This is a genomic window from Nonomuraea sp. NPDC049129 (assembly GCF_040648495.1).
In the GTDB taxonomy this organism is placed as follows: domain Bacteria; phylum Actinomycetota; class Actinomycetes; order Streptosporangiales; family Streptosporangiaceae; genus Nonomuraea.
Genome location: NZ_JBEZDU010000010.1, coordinates 264,409 through 289,451, shown reverse-complemented (window position 1 = coordinate 289,451; position 25,043 = coordinate 264,409). Strand labels below are relative to the sequence as shown.

Below are 25,043 nucleotides of genomic sequence, written 5' to 3'. Positions count from 1 at the left end.
GTTCCCTCACAGATCTGAGGCGGTTCAATGAGCATGCATGACACCGACGAGGTGCGCTCGCACTGGTGGCCTCGGGAAGGGTGGCGGCCGGGGCGCCTGGTCTACACCTGGCACCTGACCTTCGAGCACGCGCCACAACTGCATCAGCTCGCCGAGCGCTACCAAGCGGCCCTCGCAACGATCGAGGAGCACAACCCGATACCCGCGCGATGGCTACATCTCACCGTGCAAGCGGTCGGGTTCGTCGACGAGGTGTCCGAGGAGCAGCTTGACCAGATTACCGAGGCCGTACGGGTCCGTCTGGGCGGGTTGACCCCCGTTGAGCTGACCTTCCACCGGCCGGCCTTGCTCGGTGAGGGAGTTGTACTGGCTCCGACTCCCACAGGGCCGCTGCATCAGATGTGGGGCGAGATCAGGAGCGGCATCGCCGAGGTGCTGGGTAACGCGCCCACAGCAGCAGAGCAAGCCAAGGGCTTTCACCCGCACGTCAGCCTGACCTACATCAACACACCAGGACCAGCCAGGCCGTACATCGACGCCCTGAGCGCGGTCGAAGCCGCGCCGGTCATTGTGGACGTCGAGCAGGTTGCGCTGATCGTGCAGAACCGGGTTCTTGATCCCGAGTGGCTCTATCGCTGGACCACCCGCACGATGGTGCCTCTCGGGGCTCGATAGAGAATAATTGGTCAGTTTGATTCTTAGTACTTGAAATGGCGTCAGAAATGCGTAGATGCTATTTGGGGGCATGCTAAAGCCATCGTGATGAGCATGCCTGGAGCTGCTGAAGCCTAGGCGTTCTTAGGCCCTAGGGCTTTGCGCGGCTTAGATGGGAAAACCGCGAAACGGGCGGTATCCATTGTGCAGACAAAAAGCCTGGGGTCTTTCGCTGTGGTGGTTCGCGCGGACGATCGACCCCGACGTGCTGCCGCAGGACTATCAGCGGCTGGTGGCCATCGTGCGGGAGGCGGCCGGGCCGGTCATGGTCCGGACCGGCAGGCCGAGGTGCTCGGCCTGCCGGTCGAGGTGCGGGGCAAGCTGGAGCCGCTGCGGGCGAAGCTGAACCGGCTGGCCGACCATTTCCATAAACTATGAATATAAAAAGGCTATGCTTCGAGCATGAGTCGTCAAGACACCGCTCCTGGCGCGTCCGCCGCCATCGGGGCAGCTCTCTACGGCCTGGCCACCAGGGCCGCGAGACGCCTGCCCCGGGACATGAGCCTGACGTCCGCTGCCACCCTGGCCACCCTGGACCGGACCGGCCCGCGGCGCATCACCGATCTGGCCGCGGTCGAGGGCGTCACCCAGCCCGCGATGACCACCCTGATCCGGGTGATGGAGGAGTCCGGCCTGGTCGAGCGGCGGGGCGACGCGTCCGACAAGCGGGTCACGCTGGTGTGCTTGACCGAGGCCGGCGCCTCCTATGTCCGGACGCGGCGCCAGGCGGGCGTCCACGCGTTCGAGCGGTTGATCGGCGAGCTCACCGGCGACGAGGTCGAGGCGCTGGTGGCGGCCCTTCCGGCGCTGAAGCATCTGGCAGAGCTCGAAAGCCAGGACCGCGAAGGGCCGAAGCAGTGACCGGGCAGCCCCGATCGGCGGGGTCGCGGTGAAGGCGTTCCCGGTGGCGCGTTCCGAGGCGCGGCTGCTGGTCCCCGCCCTGGTGTTCATCGCTCTGGTCGTGGCGGCGGTCGCCAGCCTCGGGACGCCGCTCATCACCAGCGTGGCGACCTCGTTCCACGTCTCGCTCGGCAGCGCGCAGTGGACGCTGACCGTCGCGCTGCTAAGCGGCGCCGTCGCCACGCCGGTCCTGGGCCGGCTCGGAGCCGGCCCGCACCGGCGGGCCACGATCCTCGTCACGCTGGCGGTCGTCGTCGCCGGCAGCGCGCTCACCGTGCTGCCGCTGCCGTTCGCGTGGCTGCTGGCCGGCAGGGCGGCCCAGGGCGTCGGGCTCGGGCTGACGGCGCTGATGATGGGCGTGGCCCGGGACCACCTCCCCGAGGAGCGCAGCGCGGCCGTGATCGCCCTGATCTCGGTGGTCTCGATCATCGGGGCCGGCGTCGGCTACCCGCTGGCCGCACTGCTCGCCGAGCTCGGCGGGGTACGGGCCGCCTACGGCCTCGGCCTGGTGGTCACCGCCGCCGCCCTCCTGACCGCGTGGCGCTCCATGCCCGAAGCCCCCGAAGGCCGCTCCGCCCACGTGGACGTGGCAGGCGCGGTCGTCCTGGCCGCTGCGCTGCTCCTGGTGCTGTTCCTCGCCGGCGAACGGAATCTGTGGAGCCGGCACCTCGCCGTGGCGGTGGGCCTCGCCGTCGTCGCGGTGGTGCTGCTCTGCGTCTGGGCCGTCATCGAGCTGCGCAGCACGACGCCCCTGGTCGATGTGCGGGCGGTGCGGCACCCAGCGGTCGCCGGGGCGAACCTCGCCATGTTCGTCGGCGGGATCGGCATGTACCTCCTGCTCACGCTCATCACCCGGTACGCGCAGACGCCGCACGGCGCCGGCTACGGCTTCGGGCTGACGACCTTCGTCGCCGGGCTGGTCCTCATCCCGTTCTCGGTGCTGGGGTTCGTCGCCGGCAAGCTCACGCCGCGGGTCCGGACGCGGATCGCCGACCCCCTGCTCCTGGCCGGCAGCGCCGTCGTGGTCGGCGGCGGGTTCGCCCTGTTCGCGGCGGCCCGGTCGGACCTGGCCGAACTGTTCGCGGCGATGGGCGTGCTCGGCTTCGGCGTCGGCGGCTTCTCGGCCGCGATGCCCGGTGTCATCCTGGCCGTCACCCCCAAGAGCGAGACGTCGAGCGCCATGAGCTTCAACTACGTCGTCCGCAGTGTCGGGTACTCCCTGGGCAGCGCCATCGGCGGCCTGATCCTCGCCGCGGGCACCGGCCCGGGCCACCTCTTCCCCGATGACGGCGCCTACACCACCGCGGCGCTGGTGGGCATCGGCGCCATGGCGATCACGACGCTGACAAGCCTCGCTCTCGCCCGCCGACGCTCGTCCGAGACCAACCCGTAAAGTCAGATGCACTCATCCCAACACTGGAGGTTCCGTGCCCAAGGGCTACTGGGTCAGCGTCTACCGCACCATTTCAGACCCTGAGAAGCTGGCTGCTTACAACAAGCTGGCCGGTCCGGCCGTCAAGGCCGGGGGCGGTCGGACCTTCGTCCGTGGCGGTCGGGTCGTGGCGCGTGACGCCGGAATCGCCGAGCGCACTGTCCTGATCGAGTTCGACAGCTTCGAGCAGGCCGTCGCGGCGTACGAGAGTGCGGCCTATCAGGAGGCGTTGGTCGTCCTCTCCGACGGCGTCGAGCGCGACTTCCGCATCGTCGAAGGCATCGACTGACCGAGGTCAAGATGGTGGATCTTCCCTGAAGATCCACCATCTTGGTTTTCGCTGGTGCGGCTGCTGGTGTGGCGGGGTTCGTGGGTGCTCGTGCTGGTCGTGGGCGGCTGTCAACGTGGCGACTCCGAAGGCGACGCCGGTGATGAGGGTGGTCCACACACCCCGGCTGGTGATCATGCGCATGTCGACCAGCGGTGCGCGGGCGCGCAGCTCGACCACCACCCAGGCGGAGAGTGCGACGGCCGCGCCGGCGAACAGGCCGAGTGCGTTCCGGCCTCTCTTTCAGACGGCATACGCGTTCCACTGAGCGGGACGGTCCAGTGGTCCACGACATATGTCCCATTACGCTGCTGGTGGCTGGCGAGTAGTGGACCGCCCCGGCGATGTGGGAGCCGATGACGTGAGCGTGAGCACGCGACGGAACGAGCCCGGCGAAGTGGTCTACATCTTGGATGACGACGAGCAGTTGTGCTCCTCGCTGGCCTGGTTGCTGGGGTCGGTGCACATCAATGCCGAGTGCTTCACCGAGGCCGCGTCCTTCCTGTCGGCGATCGATCCGGAACGGCCCGCCTGCCTTGTCCTGGACGTCCGTATGCCGCATACGGGTGGCTTCCAGGTGCAGGAGATCCTCAATCGGATGGGTTCGTTGCTTCCGGTGGTGTTCGTGTCGGCCCACGGCGATGTCCGTATGTCCGTACGGGCCATGCAGCAGGGTGCCGTTGACTTCCTGGAGAAGCCGTACGACCCCCAGCACATGCTGGAGGTGGTACAAAACGCCCTGCACAAGGCGCGGGAGCTGCATGCCGAGCGCGCCGGGCAGCGCGCGCTGGAGGCCCGGCTCGCCGTGCTCACCCCGCGCGAGCTGGAGATTCTGCGGCTGGTCGTGGAGGGGGTGCCCAGCAAGAACATCGCCGGGCGCCTGGGCATCAGCGTGAAGACGGTGGACGTGCATCGGGCGCACATCCGCGAGAAGACCGCGGCGGAAACCCTGGGCGCCCTGGTCGCGGACGTGCTGCGATACGGCCTGCGCCTGTCTGCGAGCTGAGCTGGAGAAATGCGAGCTGAGCCGGAGGAAACCGCATGGTCGACCTAACGCTGGCCGACCTGGGCCGGCTCTTTCAGGCGCTGCGCTACTGCGTCCTCGTACATGACGCGGTGACCAAGGAGATCATCTGGGCCAACCCGGCCGCCTGCGACGTCCTCGGCTTCACTCTCGACGAGCTGAAGCCCTTGAAGGCGCCCGACATGAGCTCCAACGCCCGCCAGTACGCCCGCGAGATCGGCGTCGCGTGGTTGCAGCGCGCCGCCGATCACGGCACTGCCACCATCGAGTGGAGCTATCGGTCCAAGGCGGGCGAGGACATCCTCACCGAGGCCGTCGCCATCCGCGTGGACCTCGCGGCCGGCCCTGTGGTGATGGTGCAGTTCCGTGACATCGCGGAGGAGAAGGCCACACGCCTGGATCTGTCGCGCACGGAGGGGCGACTGCAGACGTTCCTCCGCAATCTGGATGAGGGCATCGTGGTGCTCGACGACGACGCGCGGGTGCTGTTCGCCAGCGAATCGGCGGGTTCCCTGCTGCGGGTCGACGCCGGGCGGCTCGCCGGGGACGACTTCACCCGGTTCTGCGACCGCGAGTCGGCCACGAGGCTGCGCGAGGTGCTGGCCACGACACCGCGGGGCGGGGCGCCGAGGGACGGCCGTTACCGGTTGCGCGCGACGAACGGCGAGGAGCGCTGGCTCTCGGCCCGATGCCAGTACATCGACATCGAGGGCGACCTGCGAGGGTGGCTTCTGCTGTTCCACGACATCACCGACCAGGTCCGTGCGGAGGAGGAACACCGCCGGGACGCGCAACATCTCAACCACCTCGCCCGCTTCAACGCCATGGGCGACATGGCGATGGCCATCGCCCACGAGGTCAGCCAGCCGATCGCCGCCGCGCACAACTTCGTGGCGGGCGTGCGCGGCCGACTGGCGGGGGACGGCGTGGACGCCGCGTCGCTGGACTGGGGGCTGGACAACGCGACCGCGCAGATCGACCGGGCGGCGCAGATCATGGCCAGCCTGCGCCGGTACGTCGTCGGCCTCGAACAGTCGGAACAACTCGCCGACCTGAACGAGATCGTCGCCGACTGCGCTCATCTCATCGACGTACGGGCCCAGCAGAACGCGGTCGCGCTGGAATGGGAGGCGGCGGTGGAACCGCTTGTCGTGCGCTGCGAGAAAGTCCTTATCGGGCAGGTCGTGATGAACCTCGCCTTCAACGCGATCGACGAAATGACGCGCTGGCCCGCGGAGCGGCGCGTGGTGACCATCGCGACCCGCCGCGACGACGCGTTCGGCGAGATCGAGGTACGCGACCGGGGACAGGGCTTGGCGGCCTTCCCCCACGGCCGGATCTTCGACGGCGCGTTCACCTCGAAGCGGAACGGCAACGGCATCGGCCTCGCCCTCAGCCGCCGCATCGTCACACGTCACGGCGGCACCGTCCACGCGGCTGAGAACGCGCCCCAGGGCGCGGTGTTCGCCCTTCGGCTGCCGCTGGTCGACGAAGCGCCACCGCTGCGCCGCTGACGTCCAGCCGGCTGAAGTGCCCCTGGCTCGCTTCACGCTCTCGAAGGCGGCGGCCTCGTCGGTCACGTCGAGCGGAAGTCCCGCGGTCATGTGACCTACGCCACCGACCCATGGGTGTCACACAGCGGTGAGGGCCGGCGTCTTGTGCCTGGAGCACAGCGAGCGCCGCAAGGAGGTGCATGTCCGCCTCTGGCTCGCCGAGCTGGAAATCTCAGCCTGTGGGAGGTCTTTCATGACGAACAGCGTTGCCGGCGAACTCGCCGGCCTGGAGTTGCCGGTCGAGCGTGGCTGCCCGTTCGCCCCGCCCGCCGTCTACGAGCAACTGCGCGAGCAGGCGCCGATCAACAAGATCCGCATGACCAGCGGTGGCGAGGCGTGGTGGGTGTCCGAGCATGAGGAGGCCCGTGCCGTCCTCGCCGACCCCCGCTTCTCCTCCGACAAGCGCAAGGACGGCTGGCCGCTCTTCACCCTCGACGCGGCGACCCTGCAGCAGCTCCGCAGCCAGCCGCCGTTGATGCTCAGCATGGACGGCGCGGAACACGCCGCGGCCCGCCGCTCGGTGATCGGCGAGTTCACCGTGAAGCGCCTGGCCGCGCTACGCCCGCGGATCCAGGACATCGTCGACCACTTCATCGACGACATGCTCGCCGCCGACCAGCGCCCGGTCGACTTGGTGCAGGCGCTGTCCCTGCCGGTGCCCTCGCTGGTGATCTGCGAATTGCTCGGTGTCCCCTACACCGACCACGACTTCTTCCAAAGCCGCACCACCATGATGGTGCGCCGGGGCTCGCCGGAAGACCGCCGGCGAGCCTTCGCCGAACTGCGCGCCTACATCGACGACCTGGTCACCCGCAAGGAGTCCGAACCCGGCGACGATCTGTTCGGCCGACAGATCGCCCGGCAACGCCAGGAGGGCACCGGCGACCACGCGGGCCTGGTGAGCCTGGCCTTCCTGCTGCTGACCGCCGGGCACGAGACCACGGCGAACATGATCTCGCTCGGCGTGGTCGGGCTGCTCACCCATCCGGAGCAACTGGCTCTGATCACGAACGACCCGGGCAAGACGCCCATGGCCGTGGAGGAACTGCTGCGCTACTTCACCATCGCCGACGGGGTCACCTCCCGGCTGGCCACCGAAGACGTGGAGATCGGCGGGGTGAGCATCAAGGCCGGTGAGGGCGTCATCGTCTCGGGCCTGTCGGCGAACTGGGACCCGGCGGTGTTCGAGAATCCGGCCGAACTGGACGTCGAGCGTGGGGCTCGCCACCACGTCGCCTTCGGGTTCGGCCCGCACCAGTGCCTTGGCCAGAACCTGGCCCGGATGGAACTGCAGATCGTCTTCGACACGCTGTTCCGCCGCATCCCCACCCTGCGGTTCGCCGCAGGGGTCGAGGACCTGCCGTTCAAGAGGGACGCCGTCATCTACGGCGTTCACGAGCTCCCGGTCACCTGGTGAGGATGACAATGATGCGCATCAAAGCGGACACCGGCCTCTGCGTCGGCTCCGGCCAGTGCGTCCTGGCCGAGCCGGCCGTATTCGACCAAGACGACGACGGCATCGTGGCCCTGCTGACCGAGCACCCCGACGACAAGACCGCGGCACAGGCGCGCGAAGCCGTCATCCTGTGCCCGTCCCGAGCCCTGTCCATCCTGCAGGAGTAAGCACAATCCCGGTGGACTACGCGTCCATGCCGTTAGAGGGCGCCCACCCTTGCCTCCAGCGCCTCCACGCTGGTGCAAGGATGGGCGAGTCGTATGTGCCCACCGGCGCCTCAGCCGGCGAAGCCGTGGGATCCGCCCACCTGCTGGTGGAGGCACGGGCGCGGGACGAAGCCCGGGAGCGGTTCATCCCGGCGCGGGTGCCGCGCCGGGCCGCGGTCGGTGTCGGGTCACCACTGGGTGATGAGCGGCGTGTCCGGTTCGTGCCGCCGCCAGGCTTCGGCGAGGCGGGCGAGACGGCTGGGGGCGGCGATGCCGCGCACGGTTGCGATCTTGCCGTTGGTGATGTCGAACGCCACGGCGCCGACGACCTGGTCGCCGACCACGAAGAGGATGGCGGGGGCGCCGTTGACGAGCGCGTAGTGGATGGCGGGCGTGCCGCCGGCGAGTCGCCGTTTCGCGGGCGTGGGTTTGAAGCCGGCCCGTACGACGGCGGCGATGCGCTGCGGAGCGTCGTACCGCAGCAGCGTCTCGGCCAGGCCGGCACCGTCGGAGATCGCGGTCGCGTCGTCGGTGAGCAGTGCCACCAGCCGTTCGGTGCGGCCCACGGAGGCAGCGGCGAGGAACTCCTCGACGATCCTGCGGGCGGATGCCGGGTCGACTTCACCGCCGCGGCGGCGCGCGGCGGTGACTCGGTGCCGGGCCCGGTGAAGGTGCTGCTGGCTTGCGGATTCGGTGATGTCGAGGATCTCGGCGAGCTCGGCGTGGCTGTAGGAGAACGCTTCGCGCAGGAGGTAGACGGCCCGCTCGAGGGGTGACAGGCGCTCCATGAGAGTCAGCACGGCCAGGGAGACCGATTCGCGCTGCTCGAAAGTGTCGGCCGGGCCGAGCATCGGGTCGCCGTCGAGGAGCGGTTCGGGCAGCCAGGCGCCGACGGCGCGTTCGCGGCGGGCTTGTGCCGAGCGGAGCCGGTCGAGGCACAGGTTGGTGACGACCTTGGTCAGCCATGCTTCCGGCACCTTGATCCGTTGCCGGTCGGCGGCCTGCCAATGCAGGAACGCGTCCTGCACAGCGTCTTCGGCGTCGGCGGCGGAGCCCAGCAGCCGGTACGCCAGCGAGGCCAGCCGGTTCCGGTTGGCCTCGAACCGATCGGTGTCGAAGCGATCAGTGGCGGTGCTGTCCACGCGGACCACCCCAGGCGGCTACGCGAACGCCTTCTCGGCGGACGCATCTGGTGCGGCGGCCAGGCGGCGCTTGCGCTTGGGCAGGCCGAAGGTCGGGTGCGAGTTGGCCCACAGCGAGACCTTGAGGATGCCCGCCTTGATCCGCGCGGCCTTCCGGCCGCCCACGTACTTCGGCTTCGCCACCCCTTCGTCGTCGACCGCCTGCAGGATCCCGTCCCGGCGCCCGAGGCTGATGTGGTTGCCCAGGTAGACCAGCTTGGTGCGGGGGATCTCGCGGCCGGTCAGCTGTGCGAGGATCGCGGCGAGCGCCTGCATGCTGGTGAAACCGGCCGAAGCGCAGGACATCGGCAGCGGCCGGCCGTTGTCGCCGATGGCGTAGGCGCTGTCGCCGGCGGCGTAGACGTTCGGGTGCGAGACCGACCGCATGGTGCGATCGACGATGATCTGACCGTTCTCGGTGACCTCCAGCCCGCCGGCGGCGGCGATGGGGTTGACCGCGAACCCGGCCGTCCACACGGTCGCGTCGGACGCCAGGGCGGTGCCGTCGGCGCACAACACCCGCGTCGCTTCGACGGCTTCGACGCTGGTGTGCTCCAGGACGCTGATGCCCAGCCGGTCGCAGGCACGCCACAGATGGCTGCGGGCTCCGGCGGAGAGCCGGGCGCCCAGCTCGCCGCGGGCGACCAGCGCCACCGACAGGCCAGGCCGGGATTCGGCGATCTCGGCGGCGGTCTCGATGCCGGTCAACCCGTCGCCGACGACCAGCACACTCCCGCCTTCACCCCGCCTGCCCAGGCCGTCCAGGCGCTCGCGCAGGCGCAGCGCCGAGGGGCGGCCGGCGACGTTGAAGGCATGCTCGGCCACGCCGGGAACGCCGCTGTCGGCGACGTGGCTGCCGAGCGCGTAGACAAGCGTGTCGTAACCGAGCTCGCCGCCGCCGTCGGCGTCGGCCACGGTGACGACCTGGCGCTCAGGGTCGACACCGGTGACACGGGCCACGCGCAGCCGTATCCCCGTCCCCGCGAAGACGTCGGCGAGCTGTTGAGTCTCGAGCTCCTGACCGGCCGCCAACTGGTGCAGCCGCAGCCGCTCGACGAAGTCCGGCACAGCGTTGACCACGATGATCTCGGTGTCCACCGGGGACAACCGGCGGGCCAGGTTCCCAGCCACGTAGACCCCGGCATAGCCGGCGCCGAGGACGACGACGCGGTGCTTCATGTGCTGCTCCTATCGGTTCGCTTGTGCCCCTTGAGCGAGGCAACGCCGCGATTCCTGACAGGACTTGATGGTGATGTGGGTCACTCCCGCGCCCCGCGCGTGGACTAAGGAAATCCCCTAGGGCGTCCAACCAATTCCCAATTGTCGGCCGATCTCGGCGCGCATAGCGTGAGATCACTGCGGAAGGCCCTGCTGGCCGGCAATGCGAGGGAGAAATCACCATGGCGCGGACGTTGGATTCCCCGGCCCCTGCCGGTCCACCTTCGGCGAAAGAACTCGCCTTTGACGAGGTTCTGGTTAAAGTCGCCGAACGGCGGGCGGAATTCGATGAGAAACGCCACGTTCCTGGCGACATCATCGCCGAGTTCAAGCGCGCGGGAATCTATCGGGCGAGCACCCCCAGGCGCTTCGGCGGCGACGCGCTGCCGCCGGCCGACTTCCTGGCCCGTATCGAGCGGATCTCGATGATCGACGGCTCGGCGGGGTGGGTCGCCAGCTTCGGGTCCGCGCTGGTCTACCTGGCCGCGCTGCCGCTGGAGACGCAGGCCGAGTTGTACGCCGACGGGCCGGACGTCGTCTTCGCGGGCGGCCTGTTCCCGGTGCAGCCCGCCGCCATCGTCGAGGGCGGATATCAGGTCTCGGGCCGCTGGAAGTTCGCCAGCGGCTGCATGGGCGCCGACATCCTCGGCGTGGGCATCACCGCGGGCGAGCAGCAGGCCGGCCGTCCCCTGACCGCCCTGCTGCGCCCCGGACAGGTGGAGATCGTCGACAACTGGGACGTCATCGGACTGCGCGGCACCGGCAGCCACGACCTCAAGGTGGACGGCGTCGTCGTCCCTCCTGAGTGGACGTTCGTGCGCGGGGGCCAGCCGACCGTGGACGAGCCGTTGTACCGCTACCCGACCGTCCCGTACGCCTCCCAGGTGCTCGCGGTCGTCGGCCTCGGCGTCGCCCGGGCCGCCCTCGACCACGTCATCCGCAACGGCGGCCGCGGCGGCTACACAGGCGCCCCGAAGCCGGCCGATCGCGCCACCTATCGCATCTCGGTCGGCAGGGCGGAGGCCGACCTGCGATCCGCGCGCGCCTTCTTCTACGAGATCACCCACGAGGTGTACGAAACGGTTCTGGCCGGCGACCCGGCGACCGCGAACCAGGCCAGCCTGCTGCGCCTGGCCTCCGCCCACCTGGCCAGAACCTCCTTCGAGGTCGTGCGTACGGCCTATCAACTGAGCGGCATCCCGGCCATCGCCGACGGCAGCCCGATGCAGCGCTACCTGCGCGACGCCTCGGTGGTCCCGCAACACGCCTTCCTCCAGGAAGGCATGTACGACGGCGCCGGCGCGGTCCTCATGGGCGTACCGCCCTTTCCCGGCTATCTCTAAGGAATCCTCATGGCCCAGCCCACCACCCCGGAACGCCTGCGGGTGCTCTTCTGCATCGGCGTCAACCAGAACTTCTTCGACCTGCCGACCGGACAGGCCGGCCCGGTCTGGGATGGCTTCGTCAGCATGCTGAGGCAATTGTCGGAGCTGCCTGGTGTGACCGTTCTCGGCACCTTCGACGACGATCGGCACATGGTCGGTCCGTCCGCCTCCTGGCCCTGGACCTCCTACATCCTGGCCGACGTGCCCGAGCAGGCGACGGTCGCCGCGGCCTGCAACCTGTTCCGCACGGTGCAGGTCGGCGAGCACGGCCTCTGGCGGTACATGAAGATCGAGGCGCGCATGGGCCGCCCGCTGCCCGTCCCCTCCGACGCTGTCGAGGGGGACGCGCGATGACCGGGACGACCGGCCGCTTCGTCGGCGGTCAGGACAGCGTGACGGCGTTGGGATGGCTGCTGTGAGCTCTCCTCGTGTGGCACTGGTGACGGGAGCGGCGCGCGGTTTGGGCGCGTGCATCGCAGCTCGTCTGCACGGCGACGGATACCGCGTAGCGGTGACCGACCTCGACCAGCGCGCGGCGGCCAAGGTCGCGGCCTCGCTCGCCTCGGACGGAGAGTCGGCGGCCACGCCCGCCCCGGACGGAGGGTCGGCGATCGGGCTCGGGTTGGACGTGCGCGACAAGAATGCCTTCGTACGGGCGCGTGACGCTCTCGTCGAGCGGTGGGGCGCGATCCACGTCCTGGTCAACAACGCCGGATTCTCCAAGGTCGAGCCGCTCATGGACATCGAGCCGGACAGCTTCTCCTCGGTGATCGCCGTCAACCTCGACGGGACGTTTCTCGGCTGCCAGGTCCTCGGCGCCTACTTCGCCGAGCGTGGCCACGGACGCATCGTCAACATCGCCTCACTCGCCGGGCAGAACGGCGGCACCGCGACCGGCGCGCACTACGCGGCGGCCAAGGGCGGCGTGGCCACGCTCACCAAGGTGTTCGCCCGTGAGCTGGCCCCGCGCGGTGTGACGGTGAACGCCGTCTCACCGGGCATCCTCGACCTGCCCGTGGTCCGCGAGAGCGTCGCGCCTGACAAGCTCGCGGGGATCGAGGCGATGATCCCGGTCGGCCGGCTCGGCCGCCCCGAGTTCATCGCCGACATGGTGGCGCTGCTGGCCTCCGAGCGGGCGGACACGGTCACCGGCGCGTGCTGGGACGCCAACGGCGGCCTGTACATGCGCTGACTCATCCGAATGGGATGCCACCAGCGGGCCTGTACATGCGCTGACTCACCCGAAGACGGAAGACGGAAGACGGAAGACGAAGGCGGAGAGGAGCAAAGCCGTGACCGTCAGAGAACCCGATCAGACCCCCTCGCAGGCCGACTTCCGGGAGGCGATGGCGCATCTGCCCGCGGCCGTCAACATCATGACGACCGACGGTCCGAACGGCCGCTGCGGCATCACGGTCAGCGCGGTCTGCTCGGTGACCGACGACCCGCCGACCATCCTGGTCTGCCTCAACCGCAGCAGCGCCATGCACGACGTGTTCTGGGCCAACGGCCGGGTCTGCGTCAACGTTCTGGGCGGTGACCAGCAGGACTTGGCGCTGCACTTCGCCGGAGCGACGGAGGTCTCCATGGCCGAACGGTTCACCTGGAACGTCTGGGATCGCGGCCAGCGCGTGCCGGTGCTCAAGGACGCGTTAGTGGCCGTCATCGGCGTGGTGAAGGACTGCAAGCCGATGGGGTCGCACAGCGTGCTGTTCGTGGAGATCGAGCAGGTACGTACCCGGAGGGGCGGCCCGAGTCTCGTCTACTTCAACCGGAGCTTCCATCGCCTGGACTCCGGCTCGCCGATGGCCTGCTGAGGGATCGCGCCCCGGCCTCGGGAGCTACCTAGCGCTTGGGCGATTGATGGTGTAATGATGTAATCATGGAAACTCTCTTTGAGCACGCAGGCGGCCAAGAAGGGCTCCACAGGTTCATCGACATCTTCTATGGAAGCGTCTTGTCCGACCCGCTGCTCCAGCCATTGTTCGGCGAAGGACTTCCCCATCACGTGACACATCTGACGGCTTTCACGGCCGAGACCTTCGGCGGCCCCGACACATTCTCCAGGGAAATGGGCGGATTTTCCAGACTGATCGACGCGCACCGTGGGCTGGGGATCAGCGAGGCGCAGCGGCAGCGGTTCGTCGAGCTGTACATGGCGGCCGCCGATCAGGCCGGACTCCCGGAAGACGCGCCTTTCCGGGAGGCGCTGCGGTCGCATGTGGAGTTCGGATCGAAGGTGGCGATGCAGAACTCCCATGCCGAAACCGACGACCAACTCCACCCGCTCCGAGAGGTGCCGCAGTGGGGATGGTCCGAGCCGAGCTAGTTTCCACCGCCACGTCAATCGGAGCTCCCGGCACTTCCCGCCCAGGGCCCTCGCCCGGGCGGGAAGTGCCGGGAGCCCTACTTGTGCTGCAACAGCAGGGTGAACAGCACGTTGGTGGTCGTACTGAGCGCGAACATGGTCACCGCGACGATCAGGTCATCGCGCTTCCGTGACAGCAGCCCGCCCTGCGAGCCTTCCGGAACGTTGACGATGACCGCCTGAGTCAGGCCGGCGCCGAGCCGTTTCCACAGGTACTTGAAGCCCAGACCGAGGACCAGCGGGACCATCGTGACCGGGAGCAGGCTCCACCACACCGGGGCCGAGAACGAGCCGAGGAAGCGGCCGGCGATGGCCGCGCCGACGATGGCCGCGAGGGTGCCGACGGCCAGGCCAGGGATATGGGCGAACTGCGCCCAGGTCCGCTTCTTCTCGTTGCAGATCTCCCTGATCCTGGCCGCGTCGTTCGCCGTCTCGTCCACTCGGTAGCGGAGCAGTAGAGCCGTACCCGAGGAGAGCGTCAACTCCATGATCTTGTCGCTGTTCACGGGGTCGCGCCGGACCATCCGCACCATCTTCAGCGTCGGGGTCATCTTCGAGCCGAGGTCGGCGATGTCCGCCGACGAGTCGGACTCGTACACGACGTAGTTGCTGTCGGTCCAGATGCTGAAATAGACGCCGGTCTGCTCGAATATCTTGGCGAGCTGCGTCAGCTGCTCGCGGTGGAGCTTTGTCGGCCCGAGATTCTCTTTCCTTGGTGTCCCAAGGCATCGGGGGGTGATGGCCACTAGGCTGCCTTTCGATCTTCGTAGTGGTACTGACTGGCTGTTCGGGCCCCCAGGCGCCAACTCCGAAGCGGCCGAGCTGGTTAGCGCGCCTGTCTCATTCTTCTGCTTGATCGCCTGCACATGCGAACAAAATGGACATCAAGGCAATGTGTGCATAGTTCGCCCATGTGCTTATAAAGCGTAACTCGGGGCGGTTTAATGAACCGCCACCTGATCCTAGCTGAAGATCGCAAGAGTATTGCGTGTTCTCTTCGCGTTTGCCAAAGGACGAGGTTGGTGGGTGGTTATGTCCTTGGGAATGCCGGGAGTGCCGAGTGCGACATGGACGGTGGCGGTGAGATTTATTCACGTTGGTGTTCGGGAATGCCCTTTCCCGAATCCTTTGTGGCGGAAGATGGCGCCTTGGCTCAGGGGCTTGGGGCGTTGATCGGCGGGCTCCCCGCTGTGCCGGAGGGGCGACGAAAAGCTGCGGGATGCGAAAATTTGCCGAGTGCGCAAACTTCTGTAGTCTGGGGGCATGACCGGGCTACGCGAACGAAAGAAGCAGGCGACCCGCGACGCCCTGATGGCCGCCGCGCTCCAGCTCGCCATGGAGCGCGGGCTGGACAACGTGCGGGTCGAGGACATCGCCGAGGCGGCGGGGGTGTCGCCGCGGACGTTCAACAACTACTTCTCCAGCAAGTGGGAGGCGCTGGCCGCCCGCCACGTCGACCGGACCAGGCACTCGGTGCGGGTGCTGCGCGACAGGCCGCCGGGCGAGCCGCTGTGGGAGGCGGTGACGCGGGCCATGCTGGCGCCGTGGGAGAACGCGGAGCAGACCACGCGGGCGCCCAGCCCTGAGATGCGGGCCGCCCTGCGGCTGCTGACCAGCGCGCCCGCCATGGAGGGGGAGTCGCTGCGGGTGCTCTTCTCCGCCGACGCCGAGCTGGCCGCGGCCGTCGCCGAGCGCACGGGCACCGACCACGAACGCGACCTCTACCCGCAACTGGTCGCCACGGCGGTGATCACGGCCACGCAGACCGCCGTCCGCCATTGGCTGCTCGTCGAGCCCGCGGTGCCGCTCCTTCCTCTGATCGAAGAGGCGATGCGCCAGCTCGCCACCGGACTACCCGACCCAACGGCACAAGGAGAGCCCCAATGACCGCGGACGTCGTCATCGCCGGTGGTGGTCCCAACGGGCTGATGCTGGCCAGTGAGCTGGCCCTGGCCGGAGTCCGGCCGATCGTGCTGGAACGCCTGCCGGAGCGGAGCCAGGCGCCCAAGGCCAACGGCATCGTCGGGCAGGTCGTCAGGCTGCTCGACCAGCGCGGCCTCTACCGGCGCTTCCTGGATGTAGCCGAGCCGCCGCGACCGATCCCGATGTTCCTGTTCGGCGCGCTGCCGCTCGACCTGGCCGAGATCGAGGGCAACACGCTGTACGCCATGGGCATCAAGCAGGCCCGCCTGGAGGAGCTGTTCGAGGATCGGGCCCGCGAGCTGGGTGTGGAGATCAGGCGGGGGCGGGAGCTGACCTCGTTCACCCAGGACGAGTCGGGCGTGACGCTCGAACTGGACGGCGGCGAGCAGCTGCGCACCCGCTACCTGGTCGGCTGCGACGGCGCCCACAGCACGGTCAGGAAGCAGGCCGGCATCGGCTTCCCCGGTGTGAACGCCTTCTCCGTCATCTCGCGGGCCGCCCACGTCGTCCTACCTGAGGCGACGATCCGGATGGACCGGGCCGAGCTGGAACTGCCCGGCGTGGGCACGATCGCCCTCTACGCCTGGCACCGCACCGAGCGCGGCGCGTACGCCCTGCTGCCCGTGAGTTCTGAGGTCCTGACGATCAGCTGCGTCGAGTGGGACAGCGACGATCCCGGCGAGGACGTCGAGATGACGCTCGGCGAGCTGCGCGAGAGCCTGTCCAGAGTGCTGGGCGTCGACATCGCGCTGGCCACCCCGCCCGGTCCGGGGCCGCACCTGCTGCGCCGCCTCAGCGGGCGCAACACCCGGATGGCCGACCGCTTCCGGGCGGGCCGGGTGCTGCTGGCCGGGGACGCCGCCCACGTGCACTCCGCGGTCGGGGCGCCGGGACTGAACCTGGGTCTCCAGGACGCGGCCAACCTCGCCTGGAAGCTGGCGGCCACGGTACGCGGCACGGCGCCGCCCGGCCTCCTCGACAGCTACGATCGGGAGCGACGGCTGGCCGCCGAGCGGGTCACCATGCACAGCAAGGCCCAGCTCGCGCTCATGTCGCCGGGGCCGGAGGTGACGGCGCTGCGCGAGGTGTTCGGCGAACTGCTCCACGACAAGAGCGCGCGTGGCCGGATATCTGCCCTCATGTCGGGCGCGGATGTCACCTATCCCATGGCCGCCCCGGCACATCCGCTGACCGGCCACTTCGTACCCGACCTGGAGTTGGAGCCGGTGCCTCTCACCACGCTCATGCGGGAGGGGCGGCCGCTGCTGCTCGACCTCGCGGGAAGCGTTCGGAAGGAGGTGTGGGACGGCCGGATCGACGTGGTCACGGCCACGTGCGCGGCGCCGCCCGCCGACGCGCTGCTGATCCGCCCGGACGGGTACGTGGCCTGGGCGGGCACCCCGGACGACTCGCTGGACGAGGCTGTCAGAACCTGGTTCGGTTAACCTGATCCCGGACTCTGAGGAGGGCTCATGCCGGAGAATCTGATCTTTCGCCTGCCGCCGACGTTCGAGACGGTCGAGGAGGAACGGCGCCATCGCAAGGAGCGGCTCGCCGCCGCGCTGCGCATCTTCGGCAAGCTGGGCTTCGAGGAGGGCGTCGCGGGACACATCACCGCCCGCGACCCCGAGCTGACCGACCACTTCTGGGTCAACCCGTTCGGCATGTCGTTCAAGCACGTGCGCGTGAGCGACCTGATCCTTGTCAACCACGAGGGCAAGGTGGTCGAGGGCCGCTACCCCGTCAACGAGGCGGCCTTCGCCATCCATTCGCAGGTGCACCAGGCGCGGCCCGGCGTGGTGGCGGCCGCGCACAGCCACTCGGTCTACGGACGCGCGCTGTCGGCGCTCGGACGGGTCATCGAGCCGATCACGCAGGACGCCTGCGCCTTCTATGAGGACGTCTCGCTCTTCGACGACTACACGGGCGTGGTGACGGACTTGGAGGAGGGCAAGCGCATCGCCGCCGCACTGGGCGGCAACAAGGCCGTCGTGCTGCGCAACCATGGGTTGCTGACGGTGGGCGACACTGTGGACGCGGCGGCGTGGTGGTTCATCACGATGGAACGCTCGGCGCAGGTGCAGCTCGTCGCGCAGGCGGCCGGGCAGGTGGTGCCCATCGAACCGGACAACGCGGCCCTGACCCACCGGCAGATCGGCAACGATTTGGTCGGCTGGATCAACTACCAGCCCCTCCACGACCAGATCACCCGCGAGCAACCAGATCTATTCGAGTGACCCGCTTTGTTGCGGTCCGGACAAACCCTTCCATCCGTTACGGCAAGCCGCACTCACCGCCACCCGCCGCCCGTGGCTGAGGGCCTCCAGGAAAACGCCCGCTGAGCCCGCACGGGGCCGGGCGCCGATACGTGCGCTCAGTTGACCGTGGCTTCCGTAGCGGGCAGCCGTCTCGGTCCCTGCGACGGTCCGTGGTGACTGGGGCCCAAGGAGGGGACCCAGAGCGCGCCCTAGCGGCGGAAAGTGTGGCGATAGGTCAGTGGGGCGACGCCGACTGCGGCGTGGAGGTGTTGGCGGAGGGAGACCGTGGTGGTGAAGCCCGCTCGGCGGGCCACCTCCTCCACTCCCGCGTCCGTCGTCTCCAAGAGGTGTCTGGCGTGGTCGACTCGTTGTTTGGTCAGCCAGCGTGACGGGCTCAGGCCGGTTTCCTCGCGGAAGCGTCTGGTGAAGGTGCGGACGCTCATCTTCGCGTGCCCGGCCAGGGCGTCCAGGTCGAGTGGTTTGTCCAGGTGGGAGAGCATCCACATGCGGGTCGGGGCGGTGCTGGTGCCCGTCGGGTCGGGGAAGGGGCGGTCGATGTACTGGGCCTGGCCGCCGTCCCGCCAAGGAGGCATGACGCAGCGGCGGGCCGCCCTGTTGGCCACCTCGGTGCCGTAGTCGCGCCTGATCACGTGGAGGCAGAGGTCCAGTCCGGCCGCCACGCCCGCCGAGGTGAGTACGTCGCCGTCGTCGATGAACAGCACCGAGGGATCCAGGTCGACCTTGGGGAACAGCGCGGCGAAGTGGGCGGCCTCGCGCCAGTGCGTGGTGGCGGGGCGGCCGTCCAGCAGGCCCGCGGCGGCCAGGATGAACGCGCCCGTACAGATCGACATGATCCGCTTGTGGCCGTGCAGGGCGTCGCGCAGGTAGGGCTGGATCGTGCCGTCCTTCATCGTGCGGCCCGCGTGGATGCCGGGGACCAGGACCGTGTCGGCCGTGGCCAGGACGTCCAGGTCGTGGTCGGGCAGGACGCTGTATCCGGCCGAGCAGCGCACGGGCCGGCGGCCGGGGGAGCAGGTGACGACCTCGTAGAGCTTCTCGCCGGCCGCTGACTCCGCCGACCAGAAGACCTGGCCGGGAACGCCCAGGTCGAGAGGGGCGAAGTGGTCGAGAACGAGGACCGCGACACGATGCGCCATGGCCGAATTCTTTCACATATTGGCTATCCGGCCACTCGCGGCCATGAGGGTGGATAAATCAGGATTAGCGGATGACCATAAGCACCACCACTCGGACCAGGCGGTTGCATCGGGCCTGGTTCGTCGCGGCCGTCGCGTTCGTGGCCATTCTCGGCGCGGCCGGGTTCCGTGCCACTCCCGGCGTGCTGATCACGCCGCTCCAGGCGGAGTTCGGCTGGACCAAGGGCACGATCTCGCTCGCGGTGTCGGTCAACCTGGTGCTCTACGGCCTGACCGCGCCGTTCGCGGCCGCACTGATGGACCGGTTCGGGATGCGGCGGGTGGTGTCCCTCGCGCTGCTGCTGGTGGCCACCGGTAGCGGGCTCACGGTGCTGATGACGGCGAGCTGGCAGCTGCTGCTGTTCTGGGGCGTGTTCGTCGGGCTGGGCACGGGGTCCATGGCGCTGGTGTTCGTGGCGACGGTGACCGACCGGTGGTTCGTCAAGCACCGTGGCCTCGTCACCGGCCTGCTCACCGCGGCCGGCGCCACCGGTCAGTTGATCTTCCTGCCGGTGCTCGCCCAGCTGGCCGAGGGGCCGGGGTGGCGGGTGGCCTCGCTGACCGTGGCGGGGGCCGCGCTGGCGGTGGTGCCGTTCGTGTGGTGGCTGCTGCGCGACCATCCGGAGGACGTGGGCACCACGGCGCTGGGGGCGGAGCCCGGCACGGTCCGTACCCTGCCCGTCCAGCGGAACGCGGCCGTGCGGGCGCTCACGGTCCTCAGGTCGGCGGCGCGGACCCGGGCGTTCTGGTTCCTGGCGGGCGGCTTCGCCATCTGCGGCGCCAGCACGAACGGCCTGGTCGGCACCCACTTCATCCCCGCCGCGCACGACCACGGCATGGCCGAACCGGTCGCGGCGGGGCTGCTCGCGGTCATCGGGATCTTCGACATCGCGGGTACGGTCGCCTCCGGCTGGCTCAGCGACAAGGTGGATCCGAAGATCCTGCTCGGCGTCTACTACGGGCTGCGCGGGCTGTCGCTGATGGTGCTGCCGGGGCTGTTCGCGGCCACGACCCAGCCCAGCATGCTGATCTTCATCGTGTTCTACGGGCTCGACTGGGTGGCGACCGTGCCGCCGACCGTCGCGCTGTGCCGGCGCATCTACGGGGCGGACGGCGCGGTCGTGTTCGGCTGGGTGTTCGGCTCGCATCAGATCGGCGCCGCGTTCGCCGCCGTGGGCGCCGGGCTCACCCGCGACCACCTGGGCGCTTACGACCTGGCCTGGTACGTCTCGGGCGCCCTCTGCCTCCTGGCCGCCGGCATGTCCCTGGCCATCGGGCATGCTAAAGGGCGATGAGTGACGCAGAGTTGATGGTCCTGCCGCTGGTGGTCAGGATCGAGAGAGCGACGCCGCCGGAGCGTACCGACGCTTTGGAGGCGGCCGCGATGGCCGTGCTGAGCCTGCTCGACGACCCCGGCGAGTGGGGTGCGGAGCTGCACGCCTGGCAGTCCACCGGCAAGATCCGCAAGGTCGTGCGCCGGGCCAGGGGCGCCGAGTGGCGCCGGGCGCTGGCGCTGCCGGGCCGTACCGTCGAGCACCGTACGGCCGAGGTGCGCGTGCACCCGCCCGTGCCGCTCGACGACTGGCCCAGAGATCTCGCCCGGTTGCAGGTGTCGGGCACCGAGCTGACCGACACCGGCGACCTCGCGCCCGCCGAGCCGCCGATCCTGTGGGCCAACCCCGGGCTCGCCATGTCGGCGGGCAAGGCCATGGCCCAGGCCGGGCACGCCGCCCAGCTCGCCTGGTGGGCCAGCGACGAGGCCGAGCGCGCCGCGTGGCGGGCGGCCGGGCTGGCCGTGACGGTGCGCACCGCGGCGGCGGGCGACTTCCAGGCGAAGGTGGCCGCGGGGCTGCCCGTGGTGCGGGACGCCGGGTTCACCGAGATCGAGCCGGGTTCATGTACGTTCGTCGCCGACGCGCCGTGGCTCTATGGGCGGGTGGCCCGGTCATGACAGATGTTAGATCTCGATCACGTCGGCCAGGACGCCGCCCGCCGGGGTGATCCGGGCGGGCGACGGGCTGTCGTAGACGATCATCAGTCTGCCGTCCGCCAGCACGGCCATCCCTTCGGGATGGTCGCAGCCGATGCCGTACGGCAGCTCGGCGACCGTCTCCAGCTCGTCCGCCGCGACCACCTCGCCCGCTCGATGGACCCGCCAGCGCAGCACGCGCACCGGCCCGTCGAGGCTCATGCTCGGCCCGGCCAGCAGCAGCACGTCACGGCCGTACGGGCACAGGTCCCGCACGCCCAGCCCGCCCAGGTCCAGGAAGTGCTTGCGGTACGGCTCGCGCAGCCGCAGCCGGCCCGGATGGCTCTCGACGGGCCTGACCTCCAGGACCACCGCCCAGCCGCGTAGCACCGGGCCACGGAGTCCCAGGTAGACCCGCTCGTCCAGCACCGCGATGCCCTCGATGTCGAGGCCGTTGTCCTTGCCGGGCAGCGCGAGGAACGGCGCGAGGTGCGGGTCGTCCTCCAGATGGGCGGCGATGTTGTCCCGGCCCGACAGGATCGCGCCCGGCAGCGGGGCGTTGGTGGCGGGGTCGAGCGGCAGGCGTACCAGGATGAAGCGGTTCTCCTCGCGGACCACGGTCGCCAGCCGTTTGACGGCCTTGGCCGGGTCCTTGGCCGACTTGATCCGGCGGCGCTTGAGACTGTGCGAGCCGACGGCCCACAGGTGGCCGTCGGCCCTGGCCAGGCCCTCGATGTCCGCCTCGTCCTCGGGGCCCGCGGGCAGTCGTACGTAGTCGGCCAGCCGGAAGGTGCGCTGACCCGTGTAGTTCACGCCGGTCCAGGCCAGATGCTCGATGGTGGCGGTCTCGTCCCCGGCCAGCCACAGGCCGCTGCCGTCGTGCCGTAACGCGGAGAGGTTCGTGTGCGTTTGGGAGGCTTGCGAGGCCGGGTCGAATCGGAGCTCCACCTGTTCCACGAAGCCATGATGACACTTCGGCCGCTTCATAAGCGGAATGCCGGGATTTGTCGTACGCTCCCGATCGTGCTCGATGGGGATGATGGGACCGAAGGTTCCCGTGTGAGAACTGCTGCCAGGCCGGGAACCCCTGTTTCTTCACCCAGGCGATCCCGCATCGGCGATCTTCGGATGCGGGATGTATACCGGGGGCTCGCAGTCGTGACCGCGGTGGCGGTCGTCACTGTCACGCTGGTCATGCTGCTCCCGTCGCGGCCGGACGAGGTCGCCGCACGGCCGGTTGCCGCGCCATCGACCGTGCCGACCTCGTCCGCGCCGCCCCTTGCCACAGTGTCGTCCGAGCCGTCGGTGTCTCCCTCGCCGGTGGACTCCGCCGAGGCGGCCGCTCCCCGCGCCACACCGACTCCCGGCTCGACCATCGCGCCCGGATACACCGCCATGGAGGCCCTGTACGCCGACCCCCGGGTCCCCAAGCTGCCGAAGAAGGTCGCGCGGCTGAAGATGACCAAGCCCGGCAAGGCAGCGATCAAGGACCGGCGGACCGGCCTGGTCGTGCCCAGGCTCGGCAAGCCGTGGAAGGCGCATCGTGCGGCGCCGTTCACCAGCAAGCAGGTGCTCCCGCTCAAGCGCGGCTCGAACCAGCGGGGCATGCTCGTCACCTGCCCGCTCCCGATCGAGGAGCAGAAGTCGGCGCGTGACACCGCGCTGCTCGCCGCCCGCTGGACGCTCAACCACCACCCCAAGGGCGCCCGGATCCGCTGGCTGGTCTCCCAGCCGATCAAGCGCGGCTGGCTGCTCGCCTACCAGGTCAGGTACGGCAAGCACGTCTCGCGAGCGGCCGTGGTCGTGCTCGACGGGGGAATGGCCAAGCCGGGGCTGGCGTTCGTGACAGTGCCGGAGTCGCAGCGGACCAGGTGGCGTGACATCACGCGCGTGGTTTCCGGGGTGCGTGTTCTAGGCTAGAAGATCATGTACGGCGATATGGGGGAGTGACGCCGTGGAACGCCCAGGTCAGCCGAAGGCGCCTGACAATCGCTCGGGACAGCCGCAGGCGCCTGACAGAGACAAGCCCAAGCCGCCCTGGCGGGCGGAAGGGCTGCCCGGCTCGTCCGGCGGTGGTCGCCCGAAGATCAACTGGTGGCGCTTCGTCGTCACGTTGCTCGTCGTGTACGCGGCGTTCTTCCTGGTCTCGTCCTTCTTCGACTCCGGCTCGGTCGAGACGGTGTCCTACACCGAGTTCACCAAGCAGGTGACCTCGAAGAACGTCAAGGACATCTACGCCACGGGTCTGTCGGTCGAGGGCGATCTGCGGGCCGCGGCCAAGGATCCCGACAGCGGCAACAAGTCGTACACGAAGTTCAAGACGGAGATCCCCGCCTTCGCCAACAACGACCAGCTCTACCAGCAGCTGGAGAGCAACGGGGTCGACATCAAGGCCGACCCGATCAACAGCGGGCGCGGCTTCTTCGTCAACCTGCTGCTCTCCCTGCTCCCCGTCCTGCTGCTGGCCGGGCTCTGGATCTGGGTCATGCGCCGCGGCGCCAGCATGATGGGTGGCGGCGGGCTGAGCGGCCTCGGCCGGTCCAAGGCGGCCAAGCCGGTCGAAGCGGGTCAGATGCGGGCCACGTTCGCGGACGTGGCGGGCATCGACGAGGTCGAGAACGAGCTCGTCGAGGTCGTCGACTACCTGAAGGACCCCGACAAATACCGCAGGCTCGGCGCCAAGCTGCCCAAGGGCGTGCTGCTCGCCGGTCCTCCCGGCACCGGCAAGACGCTGCTGGCCCGCGCCGTGGCCGGTGAGGCGAACGTGCCGTTCTTCTCGGCCAGCGCCTCGGAGTTCATCGAGATGATCGTCGGTGTGGGCGCGTCGCGGGTACGCGACCTGTTCGAGGAGGCGCGCAAGGTCGCCCCCTCGATCGTGTTCATCGACGAGATCGACGCCATCGGCCGGGCCAGGGGCGGCGCCGGCGGCATCGGGGGGCACGACGAGCGCGAGCAGACGCTCAATCAGATCCTCACCGAGATGGACGGCTTCTCCGGCGTCGAGGGCGTCATCGTCATCGGGGCCACGAACCGGCCGGAGATCCTCGACCCGGCCCTGCTGCGGCCGGGCCGGTTCGACCGTACGGTGCAGGTGGGGTTGCCCGACGCCGCCGGCCGTACCGCGATCCTGGCCGTGCACAGCAGGAGCGTGCCGCTCGACGGCGAGGTCAGCCTCGACCAGATCGCCAAGACCACGCCCGGCATGACCGGCGCCGACCTGGCGAACCTCGTCAACGAGGGCGCGCTCCTGGCCGCCAAGCGCGGCAAGGAGAAGGTCGGCATCGCCGACTTCGCCGACGCGCTGGAGAAGCTGCAGCTCGGCGCGGCGCGCAGCATCGTGATGCCGGAGGAGGAGCGCACCAGGACCGCCTTCCACGAGGCCGGCCACGCGCTGCTCGGCATGCTGCAGCCGGGCGCCGACCCGGTCAGGAAGATCTCGATCATCCCGCGCGGGCGGGCGCTCGGCGTCACGCTGTCGACGCCCGACACCGATCGTTACGCCTACGACGAGCAGTATCTCCGTGGGCGCATCACCGGCGCGCTCGGCGGGATGGCGGCCGAGCAGGTGGTGTTCGGCGTGATCACCACTGGCGCCGAGAACGACCTGGAGCAGGTCACCATGATCGCCCGTGGCATGGTCGGGCGCTGGGGCATGTCGGAGAAGGTAGGGCCGCTGACCATCCTGCCCAGCGACGGTCAGCCGCCGCAGGCCTCGCCCGCCATGCTCGCCACCGTCGACGAGGAGGCGCGGCGGATCGTGGACGAGTGCTACGAGCGCGCGCTGCGTGTCCTCAGCGAGAACCGCGACAAGCTCGACGCCATCGTCGCGGCCCTGCTGGAGCACGAGACGCTGGACGAGGCGAGCGCCTACGCCGCGGCCGGGCTTTCCGGGGACTTGGGCAAGCCCGTAACGTAAATTGAGGCCGCGCCGG

The 25,043-nt window shown here is 69.4% G+C and carries 26 protein-coding genes; 20 read left to right on the top strand and 6 right to left on the bottom strand.

From position 1 onward, the window contains the following. Positions 1-27: 27 nt before the first annotated feature. Complete coding sequence (locus AB0B64_RS31135; protein WP_358181359.1) at positions 28-675, top strand: 2'-5' RNA ligase family protein; 648 nt, start codon at positions 28-30, stop codon at positions 673-675. 261 nt (positions 676-936) lie between these two features. On the opposite strand, the gene AB0B64_RS31130 is transcribed toward AB0B64_RS31135, so the two are convergent. Continuing rightward, positions 937-1,083: a hypothetical protein gene (locus tag AB0B64_RS31130; protein WP_358181362.1), complete on the bottom strand. Its 147-nt coding sequence runs from the start codon at positions 1,081-1,083 to the stop codon at positions 937-939. A 33-nt stretch (positions 1,084-1,116) separates the two neighbouring features. Here AB0B64_RS31130 and AB0B64_RS31125 point away from each other — a divergent pair, with 33 nt between their 5' ends. The 7 genes from AB0B64_RS31125 to AB0B64_RS31095 all read left to right on the top strand — a co-directional run bounded on the left by AB0B64_RS31125 (position 1,117) and on the right by AB0B64_RS31095 (position 7,574). Continuing rightward, positions 1,117-1,575 (top strand): MarR family transcriptional regulator, encoded by a 459-nt coding sequence (locus AB0B64_RS31125; RefSeq protein WP_358181365.1) that lies wholly within the window; start codon positions 1,117-1,119, stop codon positions 1,573-1,575. A 43-nt stretch (positions 1,576-1,618) separates the two neighbouring features. Then, on the top strand, positions 1,619-3,007 hold the full coding sequence (locus AB0B64_RS31120) for an MFS transporter (protein WP_358181368.1): 1,389 nt from the start codon (positions 1,619-1,621) through the stop codon (positions 3,005-3,007). Between the two features lie 34 nt (positions 3,008-3,041). Further along, positions 3,042-3,335, top strand: coding sequence for a DUF1330 domain-containing protein (locus AB0B64_RS31115; RefSeq protein ID WP_357939971.1), 294 nt, complete (start codon positions 3,042-3,044; stop codon positions 3,333-3,335). Between the two features lie 406 nt (positions 3,336-3,741). Further along, positions 3,742-4,380 (top strand): response regulator, encoded by a 639-nt coding sequence (locus AB0B64_RS31110; protein ID WP_357939975.1) that lies wholly within the window; start codon positions 3,742-3,744, stop codon positions 4,378-4,380. A gap of 35 nt (positions 4,381-4,415) precedes the next feature. Further along, entirely contained in the window at positions 4,416-5,912 is a 1,497-nt protein-coding gene (locus AB0B64_RS31105) for a PAS domain-containing protein (RefSeq protein ID WP_358181371.1), read from the top strand. Between the two features lie 232 nt (positions 5,913-6,144). Beyond that, entirely contained in the window at positions 6,145-7,368 is a 1,224-nt protein-coding gene (locus AB0B64_RS31100; protein ID WP_358181373.1) for a cytochrome P450, read from the top strand. 8 nt (positions 7,369-7,376) lie between these two features. Next, positions 7,377-7,574 (top strand): (4Fe-4S)-binding protein, encoded by a 198-nt coding sequence (locus AB0B64_RS31095; RefSeq protein ID WP_358181376.1) that lies wholly within the window; start codon positions 7,377-7,379, stop codon positions 7,572-7,574. A gap of 227 nt (positions 7,575-7,801) precedes the next feature. Here AB0B64_RS31095 and AB0B64_RS31090 read toward each other — a convergent pair whose 3' ends face one another. Further along, a complete protein-coding gene (locus AB0B64_RS31090) occupies positions 7,802-8,755 on the bottom strand; it encodes a sigma-70 family RNA polymerase sigma factor (RefSeq protein WP_358181379.1) in 954 nt (317 codons plus the stop codon). 18 nt (positions 8,756-8,773) lie between these two features. Further along, entirely contained in the window at positions 8,774-9,973 is a 1,200-nt protein-coding gene (locus AB0B64_RS31085; RefSeq protein ID WP_358181382.1) for an FAD-dependent oxidoreductase, read from the bottom strand. Positions 9,974-10,194: 221 nt separating this feature from the next. On the opposite strand from AB0B64_RS31085, the gene AB0B64_RS31080 reads away from it, so the two are divergent. From AB0B64_RS31080 to AB0B64_RS31060, 5 genes are all read left to right on the top strand, one after another. Further along, a complete protein-coding gene (locus AB0B64_RS31080) occupies positions 10,195-11,355 on the top strand; it encodes an acyl-CoA dehydrogenase family protein (protein ID WP_357939987.1) in 1,161 nt (386 codons plus the stop codon). A 9-nt stretch (positions 11,356-11,364) separates the two neighbouring features. Further along, positions 11,365-11,751, top strand: a complete 387-nt coding sequence (locus AB0B64_RS31075) for a hypothetical protein (RefSeq protein WP_357939989.1) — start codon at positions 11,365-11,367, stop codon at positions 11,749-11,751. A gap of 52 nt (positions 11,752-11,803) precedes the next feature. Then, positions 11,804-12,589: an SDR family NAD(P)-dependent oxidoreductase gene (locus AB0B64_RS31070; RefSeq protein WP_358181385.1), complete on the top strand. Its 786-nt coding sequence runs from the start codon at positions 11,804-11,806 to the stop codon at positions 12,587-12,589. Positions 12,590-12,689: 100 nt separating this feature from the next. Continuing rightward, positions 12,690-13,214 carry a flavin reductase gene (locus AB0B64_RS31065; RefSeq protein WP_357939993.1) on the top strand — a complete coding sequence of 175 codons (525 nt, stop codon included), beginning with the start codon at positions 12,690-12,692 and terminating at the stop codon, positions 13,212-13,214. Between the two features lie 65 nt (positions 13,215-13,279). Beyond that, positions 13,280-13,726 carry a group II truncated hemoglobin gene (locus AB0B64_RS31060; RefSeq protein ID WP_357939995.1) on the top strand — a complete coding sequence of 149 codons (447 nt, stop codon included), beginning with the start codon at positions 13,280-13,282 and terminating at the stop codon, positions 13,724-13,726. A gap of 77 nt (positions 13,727-13,803) precedes the next feature. Here AB0B64_RS31060 and AB0B64_RS31055 read toward each other — a convergent pair whose 3' ends face one another. Next, complete coding sequence (locus AB0B64_RS31055; protein WP_358181388.1) at positions 13,804-14,511, bottom strand: hypothetical protein; 708 nt, start codon at positions 14,509-14,511, stop codon at positions 13,804-13,806. A 517-nt stretch (positions 14,512-15,028) separates the two neighbouring features. Here AB0B64_RS31055 and AB0B64_RS31050 point away from each other — a divergent pair. The 3 genes from AB0B64_RS31050 to AB0B64_RS31040 are packed head-to-tail and all read left to right on the top strand — an operon-like array spanning position 15,029 to position 17,925. Continuing rightward, positions 15,029-15,652 carry a TetR family transcriptional regulator gene (locus AB0B64_RS31050; RefSeq protein ID WP_358181391.1) on the top strand — a complete coding sequence of 208 codons (624 nt, stop codon included), beginning with the start codon at positions 15,029-15,031 and terminating at the stop codon, positions 15,650-15,652. Then, complete coding sequence (locus AB0B64_RS31045) at positions 15,649-17,133, top strand: FAD-dependent monooxygenase (RefSeq protein WP_358181393.1); 1,485 nt, start codon at positions 15,649-15,651, stop codon at positions 17,131-17,133. The genes AB0B64_RS31050 and AB0B64_RS31045 overlap by 4 nt, the downstream gene beginning before the upstream one ends. 27 nt (positions 17,134-17,160) lie before the next feature. Further along, on the top strand, positions 17,161-17,925 hold the full coding sequence (locus AB0B64_RS31040) for a class II aldolase/adducin family protein (protein WP_357940003.1): 765 nt from the start codon (positions 17,161-17,163) through the stop codon (positions 17,923-17,925). Positions 17,926-18,155: 230 nt separating this feature from the next. Here the strand turns inward: AB0B64_RS31040 and AB0B64_RS31035 are convergent, their stop codons facing one another. After that, positions 18,156-19,103, bottom strand: a complete 948-nt coding sequence (locus tag AB0B64_RS31035) for a DJ-1/PfpI family protein (protein ID WP_358181396.1) — start codon at positions 19,101-19,103, stop codon at positions 18,156-18,158. A 71-nt stretch (positions 19,104-19,174) separates the two neighbouring features. Between AB0B64_RS31035 and AB0B64_RS31030 the strand changes: the two genes are divergently transcribed. Together AB0B64_RS31030 and AB0B64_RS31025 are read left to right on the top strand one after the other, a co-directional pair. Next, positions 19,175-20,437: an MFS transporter gene (locus AB0B64_RS31030; protein WP_357940007.1), complete on the top strand. Its 1,263-nt coding sequence runs from the start codon at positions 19,175-19,177 to the stop codon at positions 20,435-20,437. Beyond that, positions 20,434-21,093: a peptidyl-tRNA hydrolase gene (locus AB0B64_RS31025; RefSeq protein ID WP_358181399.1), complete on the top strand. Its 660-nt coding sequence runs from the start codon at positions 20,434-20,436 to the stop codon at positions 21,091-21,093. The genes AB0B64_RS31030 and AB0B64_RS31025 overlap by 4 nt, the downstream gene beginning before the upstream one ends. Positions 21,094-21,099: 6 nt before the next feature. Here AB0B64_RS31025 and AB0B64_RS31020 read toward each other — a convergent pair whose 3' ends face one another. Next, positions 21,100-22,068, bottom strand: a complete 969-nt coding sequence (locus AB0B64_RS31020) for a DUF3616 domain-containing protein (protein ID WP_358181402.1) — start codon at positions 22,066-22,068, stop codon at positions 21,100-21,102. Between the two features lie 171 nt (positions 22,069-22,239). Between AB0B64_RS31020 and AB0B64_RS31015 the strand changes: the two genes are divergently transcribed. Both AB0B64_RS31015 and ftsH read left to right on the top strand, forming a co-directional pair. Continuing rightward, a complete protein-coding gene (locus AB0B64_RS31015) occupies positions 22,240-23,031 on the top strand; it encodes a hypothetical protein (RefSeq protein ID WP_358181405.1) in 792 nt (263 codons plus the stop codon). A gap of 34 nt (positions 23,032-23,065) precedes the next feature. Continuing rightward, entirely contained in the window at positions 23,066-25,027 is a 1,962-nt protein-coding gene (gene ftsH, locus AB0B64_RS31010) for an ATP-dependent zinc metalloprotease FtsH (RefSeq protein WP_358181408.1), read from the top strand. The last annotated feature ends 16 nt before the right edge of the window (positions 25,028-25,043 follow it).